Origin of the sequence: Microcoleus sp. PH2017_12_PCY_D_A (assembly GCF_020738565.1) — a bacterium.
In the GTDB taxonomy this organism is placed as follows: Bacteria; Cyanobacteriota; Cyanobacteriia; order Cyanobacteriales; family Microcoleaceae; genus Microcoleus.
The window spans coordinates 20,260-33,698 of sequence record NZ_JAEQCI010000083.1; the positions used below are offsets into that span (position 1 = coordinate 20,260).

Consider the following 13,439-nt stretch of genomic DNA (forward strand, 5'->3'; position numbering starts at 1 on the left):
TTACCGCCGCCGTTTCTTTACCTGTTGGTACGGATAACAGTCAATCACACAATCTCTCATGTAACTACCTTTAGAGTCAGATTCCATTAATTCTGAATAGACATGATTCGGGACTTCAAAGTAGAGATAGGTTTTGCCGCTATCGAAAAGAACTTCTAGGGTAGACTCGGTATCGTCATAACCCACAGCTTTTATCATGCTGGATTCGACTGGTTGTAGTTTCATGATTTTCTGTTCAGTAAGGCAGCCTGAAAAAAACAGAAGACGCAGAGCCCGGACTTTTTAAAGAAGTCGGGGTTCAAAAGCCCGATCGCACCTTAATTTCCCCTAAAATAACTTCTACTCCCCCCAATCTAAAATCCAAAATCTAAAATCGAAAATCGAAATGACTCATTCCACCGATATTGTTACCCTCGCCCGCTGGATGGCGGCCGACTTCAGCAACCAACCCCAAGCCTTTGAAAATCCGCCATTCTTCGCCCACATCCGCGTCTGCATGAGACCTTTACCCGTGGAACTTCTGGGCGGGATGAGCTTGTACCTAGAACAAGCCTATGATATCGAACTGCACGTACCGTACCGAGTTCGAGTTTTAAAATTAGTCCCGGCGGGCGATCGCATCGACATCGAAAATTATGCCATAGAAAACGAAGCGCAATTCTACGGCGCATCCCGCCAACCCCAACGGCTGCAAGAAATCAAAACCGAACAACTGACACTCCTCCCGGGATGCACCTTTTTTACGCACTGGACGGGTAACAGCTTCAAAGGGTCTGTCGAACCCGGAAAAGGCTGTGCCGTGGTCAGAAATGGCAAACAAACCTATCTGGATAGCGAATTCGAGATTGATGGTGACAAATTTATCAGCCACGATCGCGGGCGCGACCCCGAAACCGACGCCCACGTCTGGGGAGCCCTCGCTGGGCCCTTTGAATTCACCCGCTGGGCCAGTTTCGCCGACGAAATTCCGGTTTAACAGCAAAATCTAGTCGGGATTTGGGAAACAACCGGGTTGATTAAAGGTTCAGAATGCACCAATACCTGGTACATTAACGCAGTATTGGCAAGCAAGATTCACCGTTGTTTTATGAAAGTCCTGGTTATTGGTGGCGATGGCTATTGCGGTTGGGCAACCGCGCTCTACCTTTCTAACAAAGGTCACGAAGTTGGCATCCTCGACAGCTTCGTGCGGCGGCACTGGGATCTGGAACTGTGCAGCGACACCCTCACTCCCATTGCACCGATTCAGCAACGACTCCAGCGATGGCAAGATTTAACGGGTAAGTCGATCGACTTGTTCGTCGGTGACATCACCAACTACGATTTTCTCAGCAAAAGTATGAGAAAATTTGCACCCCAAGCGATCGTCCATTTCGGCGAACAGCGATCGGCCCCCTTCTCCATGATCGATCGCGAACACGCAGTCCTCACCCAAGTCAATAACGTCGTCGGGACACTCAACCTGCTGTACGCCATCCGCGAAGACTTCCCCGACTGTCACCTAGTCAAATTGGGGACAATGGGCGAATACGGCACCCCGAATATTGACATTGAAGAAGGCTATCTGACGATCGAACACAACGGCCGGAAAGATACACTACCCTATCCCAAACAACCGGGCAGTTTCTATCACCTGTCAAAAGTCCACGACTCCCACAACATCCATTTTGCTTGCAAAATCTGGGGTTTGAGGGCCACCGACTTAAATCAGGGCGTAGTCTACGGCGTGCTCACAGAAGAAACCGGCATGGACGAACTGTTGATCAACCGTTTGGACTACGACGGAGTATTCGGAACAGCATTAAACAGATTTTGCATCCAAGCTGCGATCGGTCATCCCCTGACAGTTTACGGCACAGGCGGACAAACCCGCACCTTCTTAGACATTCGGGATACCGTGCGATGCGTCGAATTGGCGATCGCCAACCCCGCCGAAGCAGGACAATTCCGAGTCTTCAACCAATTCACCGAACAATTCAGCGTCGGCGACTTAGCCTCATTGGTGCAAAAAGCAGGCATGGCAATGGGATTAAAAGTAGAAATTAACCATCTCGAAAATCCCAGAGTCGAGAAAGAAGAACATTATTTCAATGCCAAAAACACCAGTTTATTAGGTCTCGGCTTGCAGCCGCACTACCTCTCAGATTCCCTGCTAGATTCTCTGCTGAATTTTGCCACAAAATATCAGCACCGCGTAGATAAGAACCAGATTTTGCCGAAGGTTTCTTGGCGCAGGTAATTTTGGGTACAAGCTGCAAGATTTTTTTGGACGAACCGCGAAGGCGCGAAGGGCGCGAAGCAAGAGAAAAGAAAGCAAGAGAACAGGAAGGGAAAGCTTGTTCTGAATGGATATATATCTATCTTTTTGTTTTTTTACTCTGTGTCCTCTGTGTCCTCTGCGGTTAATTTAAAAAATCTTATCTGGTTTTGACTGTCGGCTTGTTTGGGAATAAATACCGTGAAAAGTAGAATTTTGATTCAGTTGCTTTTAGTTGTTCTGCCGGGATTTTGTGCAAGTGCAGTTTGTGCTTATTATTTAGTACCGGAATGGGCTGCACTAACGGCGAGTTATCAAAATTACCGTCGAGTTAGCGCATCGCCTTCTGCTACGTCCAAGGAAATCTTAATTGCCAAAACAGCACAGGAAATTCACAGAATTAACTGCTTTGCAGAAGGTGTAGGATTGCTTTTAGGTGGGATAATTGTATCAATTGGCATTCAGGGAATTTGCATCTTGCCCCAGAAACCTCTCGATGGCAGTTAACTAAGATGAAGCTGCTGACAGAATCTTACTTAAACCAAAAAATTCGGTGGCCGAATACAGGTCGGCACATTTTAGCACAATTTGACGATGATACTGTTGTTGTCTATCAAGCTTACCGTCCGGCGATCGGGCTTTTTGCAGCAGAGAATGGTTATTTCGGCGGTGAATTCAGCCTGAATCGCATGAGTTGGATTAAGCCGAACTTTCTCTGGATGATGTATCGATCGGAATGGGGAACAAAACCCGGACAAGAAATAATTTTGGCTATTTGGCTAAAACGTTCCGCCTTTGACGAAATTTTAGCATCGGCCGTTCATTCCAATTTCGTTTCACAAGTGTACGGAAGCGAAAAACAATGGAAACAAGCTGTTAAAAATTCATTGGTACGCCTGCAATGGGATCCAGACCACCATCCCAGTGGCGCGAAACTGGAACGGCGGGCAATTCAACTAGGCTTGCGCGGCAGTTTTTTGGCAAATTACGCGCGAGAATGGATTGTGAATATCGAAGATATTTCCCAATTCGTGCGACAGCAACACGAATATAAAGGAGACGACCGCCCGCAATTACTCACTCCCCGTGAGACAGTGTATCCTGTTACTAACCCCGACATTTGCCAAAGACTGGGAGTAGCGATTTCGCCAACAATATATAAAGAATAACTAAAGCCTTCTTCCCTCTTCCCTCTTTTTAGGCTGAGGGAAGCCGAAGCGCCTTCATCCTACATCCGTTACATCCGTTACAGAATCCGTTGCCGAACTTCCTTCGTTTTATGAAAATTGCTCTGTTCACTGAAACATTTTGGCCGAAAATAGACGGCATTGTCACTCGCCTGATTCACACTGTAGATCACTTGCAGCGATCGGGCGAACAAGTTCTGATATTTTCTCCAGATTACGGAATTACAGAATACAAAGGTGCCCGAGTTTACGGTGTTGAGGGTTTGCCTTTGCCCATGTACCCGGAACTGAAAATGGCACTGCCCAGTCCGGCTATAGGTCAACAATTACAGAAGTTTAAACCGGATCTTATTCATGTTGTCAATCCCGCTATTTTGGGATTGGGCGGGATATATTACGGCAAAAAGTTTAATATTCCAATTTTGGCTTCTTACCACACGCATTTACCTAAATACTTGCACCATTACGGTTTTGGAATGCTCGAACCTTTGCTGTGGGAATTGCTCAAAGGGGCGCACAATCAAGCTGAATTAAATCTCTGCACTTCTACAGCCATGGTGGATGAGTTGAGAACTCATGGCATCGATCGCGTAGACTTGTGGCAGCGGGGTGTTGATACTGAAATGTTTGTCCCCGAATTGGCGAGTCGAGAAATGCGATCGCGCCTTTCTGAAAATAACCCAGATAGCCCCTTACTCCTCTACGTCGGCCGCCTCGGTGCCGAAAAAGAAATCGAATCCATTAAACCAGTCCTCGCAGCCATTCCCGGCGCCCGCCTCGCCCTAGTCGGAGACGGCCCCCACCGGCAAAACCTCGAACAATATTTTGCCGGCACCCCCACAAATTTTGTTGGCTACCTCAAGGGGCAAGAATTGGCTTCTGCTTACGCATCTGCTGATGCCTTCATTTTTCCCTCCCGTACCGAAACCCTGGGCTTAGTGCTCCTAGAAGCTATGGCTGCGGGGACGCCCGTAGTGGCGGCTCGCAGTGGCGGAATTCCCGATATTGTCACAGACGGTGTTAACGGCTATTTATTTGACCCCACCGATGAAGCCGGAGCAGTGGCTGCCACCCAGCGCCTGTTTGCGAATCCCGAAGAACGGGAAACCCTCCGCCAAAACGCTCGCTCTGAAGCCGAACGCTGGGGTTGGGCCGCCGCCACCGCACAACTGCGGCGCTACTATCAATCAGTCGTATTTGCCCAGTCCATGGCCTCTGCCGCTTAATTTTCAAAAGCTGTGGCGCTTTTAAACCCTAGATTCCGCACCCTAGGGTGTCACACAGTATAATTACTTAGAGAAATCGATTTTTTAAGTGATAAATTATGCCTTTTTCCAATTGATATCCGCCAAAATACGGCATACAAGTATAATTTATAGCTTAATAGGTCGATAAAAATAAGTAAAAACCGATTGTGACAGTTGAGGGTGGCGAATCTGGGTCAAAGATTACCGACAGCTTAGCTGCCCTCGCGAGGCAGTTTCTGGCGAGGAGGGATGTCCTCAAAGATCGATCGAACTTTTTTGGTGCTCAGATCGCCGTAGCTATCCTGCTGTATTGGTAAAGTAGTTGAGTTGGTGGAATGTCCTAACAAAACACGGTAAAATATCAGGGAAAGATCAACTGCATACCGTTTTAAACAAGGGTTGAAACATCAACCATCTATGGATGTGTCGATCGTTGGTGACGTTGGTGTAGATACACAAATGTGGAGACATCCACATTTCAATAGCGCTTTTAACATTGTGTTAAAGGCTTTGAGAGATACCTCCGCATCCAGGGTGGACGTAAGCTCCCCAGGCTGTGCTATATACAGTAGAGGTTGATTAGCAGCTTGTGGCGGGTGAAATGTATCTGTTGCGTTTACTATTAAACCATGAGTAGCTTTGGAAGGCTTCGCGGGTGGGGAGACGAGCGCCCTTCACCAGACCAAATACCGGTCGCCGATCGCGCTAAAACATTTACACCGCGCAGCAGCCGAGCACAGAGTGTCAAATCTACATTGCCCGCGATCGACAGCCTGCTAGCTAATTTTCAGACTGGCAGGGTTCACAAGTCAATTTCAACTTTAACTGGCGAACCCTCATCAGTATCCAGGTTGTAACAAAAAAAGATCGAGCATCTGTAACAAGCAAACTGAACTTTAATCCGCCAAACAATGAAGCCATTATTGATCGAAGCGACAATCGAATGCTGAGTTGAAAAGCAAACAACTTAAACAGTTTGCACCGCAGCATCTAGCACCGCGATCGACCAGCCGGTCAATCTACCCCTCTGAGCAAGCAGTTAATCATGACATTCTCCAATGCTGGTAGCGTTCTGGCTACACTGACTCAAGTTAATTTTATGGGGGCATTGACCTCCCGTGTTAAGAGCCTGCCAGTTACTGAATTAGTGTGCCTGCTGGACTTTGTAACGGCTGAATTTCAGCAATTTATCCGGGCGATGGACCTGATTAACAATGAAGCGCTCGAAACTCTCTTAGAGCAACTGTTAGATGCCTTCACTGTCAAAATTGGTCAAATTCTGCAAGCAGACCGGACAACAATTTTTTTGGTAGATGCCAACAAAAATCAACTGTGGCACAAAACAGTTGATGGACTCACGGGCGAAGATATAGAAATTCGCTTGCCGATGGATGCAGGCATTTTAGGCTACGTAGCAACTACTGGAAAATCGCTCAATGTCGCGCATGGTAGAGAACACGAGCATTTTAATGCCGAAGTAGACGAACCGCCGAACTACCAAGTTGAGACCATCCTCTGCATGCCGATTTTTAGCAGCAAGAGCCAGCACGAACCCGTAGCGGTGGTGAGACTCTTAAATAAAGCTGGCAATGTCCCGTTTACCGAGGAAGACGAACAGCAGTTTCAGGCTTTTGCAGATTCGATCGGGATTATTCTCGAAAGCTGTCAATCTTTCTACGTCGTGGCCCGCAACCAGCGAGGGGTTGCCGCACTTTTGAGAGCAACCACAACTTTGGGTCAAAGTCTTGACTTGGAAACAACTTTGCGCTCCGTCATGGATCAAGCTCGGGACTTGATGCAAGCCGATCGCAGCACGCTATTTTTATTAAATCGGGAAGCCAACGAACTCTGGACAAAAGTTGCCAAGGCCGACGGCAAAACAATGGTCGAAATCCGCATTCCTGCTAATAAGGGAATTGCAGGTTACGTAGCTTCGACCGGTCAAACTCTAAATATTACAGATGCTTACGACGATCCCCGCTTTGACCCATCTACAGACCAGCACACGGGATACCGCACTCGCACTGTCTTGTGTATGCCGGTGCATAACGCTAAAGGTGAGCTGATCGGGGTGACTCAGCTAATTAATAAAAATCAAGGCACTTTCACTACTTCCGACGAAGAGTTTTTGCGAGCATTTAATTCCCAAGCGGGAATGGCGCTGCAAAATTCTCAACTGTTTCAGAACGTGATGGTGGAAAAGCAGTATCAAAAAGATATGCTGCAAAGTCTTTCAGATGCAGTCATTTCCACCGATTTGCAGGGACGGATTGTCACGATTAACGAAGCCGCGCTGGAATTGTTGGGCTGTCCGGTAAATCAAGATAAAAGCAAACACAATCTCCGGATTTGGGAAGATAAACTGATCGATCGCTATGTTTGGGAAGTTGTGCCGATCGAAAATTTGAAATTTCGAGTCGAAGACAGTCTCCACAAGGCTGCCAGATCTTACGTTCCCGAACAAAATTTAACTGTGGGACTGTTGGTGGAAACAACGCTGGGTGGTTGTGCACAAACAGAAACAGAAGCAGAAACAGAAAGTTACATTTTGGCCGTGCCCGATCCCAATGACCCCAATTTGTATTACGCTTGGGGCGAAAACAACGCCTGGACTGAGGAAGTAGCGCAGGCAGAATTAGCTAATTCCCAATCTCTATTTTCGCTGCCCAATTCTGCCTTGTACCATCCTTATTGTCCCCTGCCCATCTCCAGCTCTGGAATTAAATTAATTGAACGCAGTTTGAATTTAACTGTCAACCCGCTGATCAATCCAGAAGGCGGCGTGCGCGGCGGTTTAGTGGTACTCGAAGACATCAGCCGCGAAAAGCGGATGAAAACCACAATGTCTCGCTACATGACTCCCGGAGTCGTAGATAAAATCATGGCCTTGGGCGAAGGCTCCCTGATGGTGGGCGAACGCAAAGAAGTTACTATTTTATTTTCCGACATTCGCGGCTACACCACCCTGACCGAAAATCTGGGAGCATCGGAAGTTGTGGCCCTACTGAACCAGTATTTTGAGACGATGGTGGAAGCCGTTTCCCACTGCGAAGGCACCTTAGACAAGTTTATCGGCGATGCTTTAATGGCCGTATTCGGCGCGCCCCTGCCGTTCAATCCCCCGGAAAGTCACGGTTGGATGGCGGTGCAGTCGGCTTTAGATATGCGCCGGCGTTTGAAAGAGTTTAATGATTCTCGCCCAGGCGCCGATCCGTTTCGCTTCGGAATTGGGATTAGTTCTGGAGAGGTGGTTTCGGGAAATATTGGTTCCCAAAAGCGGATGGATTACACCGTAATCGGAGATGCGGTGAATTTGAGTTCCCGCTTGGAACAGCTTACAAAGGAGTACGGCTGCGATATAATTTTGAGCGAATTTACCTACAATTTGTGCCGCGAACGGATTTGGGTGCGAGAGTTGGACAAGGTGCGGGTTAAGGGCAAAAATCAGCCGGTCGGGATTTACGAGTTGTTGCAAATTAGTTCCGAGCCCCTCGACGCGGAAACCGTTCGGTTTTTGGAACTTTACAATAACGGCCGCCATGCTTATATTGCTAGAAATTTTCAGCAAGCTATTAATTATTTTGAGGCGGCTTTAGCTATGCGACCGAGCGATCGACCTGTGGAAGTTCAGATCGAGCGATCCCTCAGCTACTTGGAATTACCCCCGCCTGAGGATTGGGACGGCGTGCATACTATGACAACAAAGTAGTAGATTATATCACATTCGAGTGCCAAAAAGTAAAAAGATTGGATAAAGTTTTGAGAGAGCAACCCCTAAGACGGTGAGGACATTCTTGAGGGCCCAAACATGAGTTATTATTGCCTCTTCCTTCTTCCGACTTCCATCGGACTTCTTCCTTCTGCTAGATCTTCCTTATGACAGAGTTAAGAAGTGGAAAAATGTGAAAACATAAATCGGATGCCAGATTAAAGTTAGTATTAATTTCCATGCCAACAATTAAATGAACTATTTATCTGTTCCGAATGCCACAAAAGCCGATCGCATTCTGGTGGTAGATGACGCACCAGATAATGTTTTGTTAGTGCAGACAATCCTGGAAGAAGAAGGTTACGAAATTAGCACGGCCGAGAACGGCTTTTCGGCCCTGAGCCAAATCGACAAGTCAGCCCCCGATTTGGTATTGCTAGACGTAATGATGCCGGGAATGGACGGTTACGAAGTCACCCAGCGAATGCGACAAAATAAGGAATTGCCCTTTATCCCGATTTTGCTGATCACGGCTCACGACAGCGCCAGCGTAGTCCAGGGACTCGACATGGGCGCAGACGATTTTATCCGCAAACCCGTGGAAATGGACGAACTGCTGGCAAGGGTGCGATCGCTCTTGCGGCTAAAACACAGCGTAGACGAACGAAATTCGATCGCCCTCCAGCGCGAAGATTTTGTCTCCCGACTCGCCCACGACTTGCGGACGCCCCTCGTAGCAGCCGATCGCATGCTCACCTTAATGCAGCAGGGAGCTTTGGGAGAAATCTCGCTCCCCATGCGCGACGCTTTCGGGACAATGGTTCGCAGCAACAAAAACCTGATCGCGATGGTAAATATGCTGCTGGAAGTCTACCGCTACGAAGCAGGGCGCAAATCCCTCAGTTTCGCTCCCGTGGACTTGCGCCAGCTTATTAATGAGGTAGCCGAAGAACTCGCTCCCCTAGCCGATGCTAAAAATTTGTCGGTGAATTTAGACTTGAGTGAAAGTGCAGAAAGTGCTCCAATTGCCAAGTATCCGGGCGATCGTCTGGAACTGCACCGCTTGCTGACAAATTTAATCGGAAATGCGATCAAATTTACCGACAGCGGATCAATAGATGTCCGCTTAAAAGCTGCCAATTCACCCGCTTATACGAGCTTCAAAAACCAACCGCTGGCATGGGTAATCATGGAAATCCAAGACACCGGCGCCGGCATTTCTGCCACAGAACAAGCCAAGTTATTTGAAAGGTTTGGCTCGGGAACTCACAAGAAATCCAGCACAGGTTTGGGACTGCACCTCTGCCGCCAAATAGTCGAAGCTCACCGCGGCACCATCGAGGCCAAATCCGAGTTGGGTAAGGGCAGTTTGTTTACTATTCGCTTGCCTTGTTAGAGTGATAGAGAAACCGAAGATTAACCCAAGTTAATGCAGATAATTTCAATAAGCGTGGCAGATTTTTTGACCAAAATTACCATCTCAAAACTGACCCACACCCGCCATAAATGCCGCCTCATATCAAATTATGTCAATCACGAATAAGAACAATAGGTTGGTAGTGAGGACTTTATTCATTCTTTGGCTCGGACTAAAGTCCGCACTACCAACCTATTTTATAGTGGTGGAGAGACGTAAAAAAAACAGGTTCGTAGTGAGGACTTTAGTCCTTCTTTGGCTCGGACTAAAGTCCGCACTACAAACCTATTTGACACTAAATGATATCGCTCGTCCGATGTCGGGGCTAGCAATACAAGCGGAAAAATATTAGGCAGATGTCATATAATTACTTGGCAACCGAATTTACTTCAATATGTATAAATGTCCAGTGTGCGGTGCTGAATACATAGAAAAAAGCTCGGATTTTTGCTCGATTTGCGGCTGGGATTTGACTCCCTACCCGCCACAAGCCAAGCTTTCCAAAACTTATTTAAAACAAGAACAAGTTAGATTGCAGTGGGCAAAAAAAATGTGGGAATCGGCCCGCCACCAACAAAAATGGTCGGCCAGATTTGACGAGTTGCAACAGGAATTGCAGCAAGGTGCGATCGCCCGCGCGTACCTGCAATCTCAGTTAGAATGGGTTCTGTACCGCCTAGAACAACTCAATCCCGAATTCATTACCAGCACTTTACTGCGACTCGAAGAGAAAATCGGCGCCTTACCAGACCAAACTCCCGCTATCTCGGAAGTGGGGATGGATTACCGCCAACTGACTAAGCTGTTAGAAACGGGAAAATGGCGCAAAGCAGACGAACATACTTGGGAAATTTTGCTGCAAATCGCACTCAGGGAAGACGAAGGCTGGCTGAGTGCAGCCGATATTGACAGTTGTCCTCTTACAGACCTTCGCACGATCGACCAACTTTGGCAACAACACAGCAGCGGGCGCTTTGGATTCACCGTACAACAACAGATTTGGGAAAGTACCGCCGGAAATTATACTCAATTGTGCGATCGAGTCGGCTGGCGAGTCCAGGAAAATTGGAAATATTACAGCGAACTGTCCTTCAGCGAAAGTGCTCCCCCCGGACACCTCCCCGTTACCGCCTGGAGACAGCGCGCTTGTTACGGCGCCGGTAAACTCACCGCAGCAGAAAACTTTGCCCGCATTGTCGGGAGAGTTGCTGCGGGCGATCGCTAATCCCAAATAAAAAATTCAAAATCGCCATTAGCTGTTATAATCGAAACGGTTCAGCAACTGGGGCTGTGGCTCAGATGGATAGAGCAAGCGCCTCCTGAAGAATCGGGCACCCTGCGAGGAAACTCTGGGAGTGAATGTGGTCAAACTCAAGGAAGCCTAAGTCTGACGGCAGATACGGTAATCTTGAGCCAAGCTTTATCTAAACTTTGTTTGGGTAAGGAAGGTGCAGAGACTGGCTTTAGGAAGTAAAAATTATCACACTTCCTAAACATACGGCCACCACCTAAAGGCTACAAGCCTACGGTGAAGGAATAGTCCGGAGAGTGGGGAAACTCACACAAATCTGAAGCGCTAGGTCGCCGGTTCGAACCCGGCCAGTCCCGTTAAAAATCAAGAACAATTAAAAGCAGAAAGGTAAACCCTAAGTTTTATCCTTCTGCTTTGCATATCTGCTAACCAGTTGACCCGCACGCGCATACTTGATGGAATACAAGAGTCCTAGAGAGTAAAAATTTCATACCTGAGTTTAAGCCCTCAGTAGAAGCTGTACCTTCAATCTCAAATCTCCAATCCCCAGTTCCAGCAACCAATACAAGCTGTACATTCAATCTAAAATCTAAAATCCAAAATCTAAAATCCCCAGACCCTTGTTTAAATTTTAATTTTAAATTCCTGTTAGTGGGTTGTACGTGCGGTATTTTTTGTTATGGTTCCTGTGTCAGCTAAATAAAGTTTTTATAGGTTTAGATGTGGTTAAGAATCAATTTAAACAAGCGGCGTTACCGGCGTTTGAGGAATTCACCCAATTTTTGGTTCCTAGTAGGGCTTTTGATGGCGTTTTGGTTTGGCTATCAGCAGCTTAAGAGCGAATTTCAGAGACCCCAAGCTTTGTTGGTTCTAGGTGGGGCTACGGAGCGAGAGGTGTTTGCCGCCAAATTTGCTCGATCGCACCCTCAATTGCCGATTTGGGTGTCTTCTGGGAGCAATCCTGAGTTCGCCCAATGGGTCTTTTCAGAAGCGGGAATTAAGTCCGATCGCCTGCACTTAGACTACAGAGCCGTGGATACGGTAACAAATTTTACCACCCTGGTAGATGAATTGAAAGCTAGAGGAATTGAGAGCGTGTATCTGATCACTTCTGACGATCATATGCGGCGAGCTCAGATTATCGGCGAAATCGTGCTCGGCAGTCGAGGGATTAGTTTTAAGCCTGTAGCAGTTCCGTCTGGGCGAACCCCCGAACCGGTGCAAAAAGCTCTTCGCGACGGCGCTAGAGCCATTCTTTGGCTGACAACCGGTTATACGGGTGCTAACTTCAGCCAAGCCAGGATTGAATAAACAGGGAAGAAGTCATTAGTCATTAGTCATTAGTCATTAGTCAGTAGTCAGCAGTCAGCAGTCATTAGTCATCAGGAAGAAGGAAGAAGGAAGAAAAGGTGATGTTTGTGGACTTGGAGAACGTGCTAAACGTCGGGCGCGGTTGCTATAAAATCCTTTTCCCTTCCCCAAACTTTTAAAACTTGTATTTGATAGCGATTTCACAAACCGCGAAGACGCTGATGACAAATCCGTCAGAGAAGAAGATTAGTAGTTTAAAATCTGTAGGTGAACTTCAAGAGCGCAAGTTAATGACAAAGCAAATTCTGCCGCAAGTTCTGGAGGAAATTTTGAGTGACAGCAAGACTGCGGATGCTGTTTTTTCGGCTTTGGTGCCGGCTTTAGGCGAGGTGTTAAATTGCGATCGCGTTTTTCTCTACCTCCGCAATCCTGAAACCCACATAGGCAAAGTACCTTATTGCTGGCGTCGCAACTCGAACTATCCCGAAGTTAGGGACGCGGAGTGGAAAAAAGAACCGGAATCTTTAGGGGAAGAAGACCCTTTGTTTGCGGCAGCATTGCGAACTGAACCTTCAATTTTTGTTGAGGATGTTGAAACAGCAAATCCTGAAGTTGTTAACAAAGATTTTGAGGCAAAAGAGTTCGGACATCGAGCTTTGATTCACGCTCATCTTTCTGCTGAGGGCTTGTTGTGGGGGGTTTTGCAGCCTTGTATTTTCGATCGCCCCAGAGTTTGGACTGACTTTGACCGGCAAGTTATTGCAGCAGTTACAGAAAAAATTTCGCCCTTGGCTGTTGCTTGTGTGAGGGGCGCACAACCGTCATAAAATAGGTTGGTAGTGAGGACTTTAGTCCTAACGATCGCAAATTAAATAATTTATACAAGGAAAGTGGGATGGGCGTCCCGCCCGTCTCTAAAGGACGGGCGGGACGCCCATCCCACAAGAACAATAAAGATTGTAACCCACATTCCGCAGATATTCGATCGGATTTAATTTCAAAATAATTCAGAATCAAAAAAGCCTCAAATGATTGCATAGCAATCATTTGAGGCTTTTT

At 47.2% G+C, this 13,439-nt stretch carries 13 protein-coding genes; 12 read left to right on the forward strand and 1 reads right to left on the reverse strand.

The window, feature by feature from the left end; all coding sequences use genetic code 11:
• Nucleotides 1–225, reverse strand: a complete 225-nt coding sequence (locus JGK39_RS23055) for a KTSC domain-containing protein (RefSeq protein ID WP_293252762.1) — start codon at nucleotides 223–225, stop codon at nucleotides 1–3.
• A 160-nt stretch (nucleotides 226–385) separates the two neighbouring features.
• Here JGK39_RS23055 and JGK39_RS23060 point away from each other — a divergent pair, with 160 nt between their 5' ends.
• The 12 genes from JGK39_RS23060 to JGK39_RS23115 all read left to right on the forward strand — a co-directional run bounded on the left by JGK39_RS23060 (nucleotide 386) and on the right by JGK39_RS23115 (nucleotide 13,207).
• Nucleotides 386–976 (forward strand): chromophore lyase CpcT/CpeT, encoded by a 591-nt coding sequence (locus tag JGK39_RS23060; protein ID WP_293252765.1) that lies wholly within the window; start codon nucleotides 386–388, stop codon nucleotides 974–976.
• 111 nt (nucleotides 977–1,087) lie between these two features.
• Nucleotides 1,088–2,239, forward strand: a complete 1,152-nt coding sequence (locus JGK39_RS23065; protein WP_293252768.1) for an NAD-dependent epimerase/dehydratase family protein — start codon at nucleotides 1,088–1,090, stop codon at nucleotides 2,237–2,239.
• A 219-nt stretch (nucleotides 2,240–2,458) separates the two neighbouring features.
• Nucleotides 2,459–2,764 (forward strand): hypothetical protein, encoded by a 306-nt coding sequence (locus JGK39_RS23070; RefSeq protein WP_293252771.1) that lies wholly within the window; start codon nucleotides 2,459–2,461, stop codon nucleotides 2,762–2,764.
• 5 nt (nucleotides 2,765–2,769) lie between these two features.
• Entirely contained in the window at nucleotides 2,770–3,426 is a 657-nt protein-coding gene (locus JGK39_RS23075) for a DUF4291 domain-containing protein (protein WP_293252774.1), read from the forward strand.
• Nucleotides 3,427–3,536: 110 nt separating this feature from the next.
• Nucleotides 3,537–4,670: a glycosyltransferase gene (locus JGK39_RS23080; RefSeq protein WP_293252777.1), complete on the forward strand. Its 1,134-nt coding sequence runs from the start codon at nucleotides 3,537–3,539 to the stop codon at nucleotides 4,668–4,670.
• Between the two features lie 188 nt (nucleotides 4,671–4,858).
• Nucleotides 4,859–5,008: a hypothetical protein gene (locus tag JGK39_RS23085; RefSeq protein ID WP_293252780.1), complete on the forward strand. Its 150-nt coding sequence runs from the start codon at nucleotides 4,859–4,861 to the stop codon at nucleotides 5,006–5,008.
• A gap of 312 nt (nucleotides 5,009–5,320) precedes the next feature.
• The gene (locus JGK39_RS23090; protein ID WP_293252782.1) at nucleotides 5,321–5,548 is read left to right on the forward strand and encodes a hypothetical protein; all 228 of its coding nucleotides are present in this window, start codon (nucleotides 5,321–5,323) and stop codon (nucleotides 5,546–5,548) included.
• Nucleotides 5,549–5,736: 188 nt separating this feature from the next.
• Nucleotides 5,737–8,400, forward strand: coding sequence for a GAF domain-containing protein (locus JGK39_RS23095; RefSeq protein ID WP_293252786.1), 2,664 nt, complete (start codon nucleotides 5,737–5,739; stop codon nucleotides 8,398–8,400).
• Nucleotides 8,401–8,653: 253 nt separating this feature from the next.
• The gene (locus JGK39_RS23100; protein WP_293252789.1) at nucleotides 8,654–9,796 is read left to right on the forward strand and encodes a hybrid sensor histidine kinase/response regulator; all 1,143 of its coding nucleotides are present in this window, start codon (nucleotides 8,654–8,656) and stop codon (nucleotides 9,794–9,796) included.
• 415 nt (nucleotides 9,797–10,211) lie between these two features.
• Nucleotides 10,212–11,042, forward strand: coding sequence for a GUN4 domain-containing protein (locus JGK39_RS23105; RefSeq protein ID WP_293252792.1), 831 nt, complete (start codon nucleotides 10,212–10,214; stop codon nucleotides 11,040–11,042).
• Nucleotides 11,043–11,789: 747 nt separating this feature from the next.
• Nucleotides 11,790–12,380: a YdcF family protein gene (locus JGK39_RS23110; protein WP_293252795.1), complete on the forward strand. Its 591-nt coding sequence runs from the start codon at nucleotides 11,790–11,792 to the stop codon at nucleotides 12,378–12,380.
• A 221-nt stretch (nucleotides 12,381–12,601) separates the two neighbouring features.
• Nucleotides 12,602–13,207: a GAF domain-containing protein gene (locus tag JGK39_RS23115; RefSeq protein ID WP_293252798.1), complete on the forward strand. Its 606-nt coding sequence runs from the start codon at nucleotides 12,602–12,604 to the stop codon at nucleotides 13,205–13,207.
• Nucleotides 13,208–13,439: the final 232 nt, after the last annotated feature.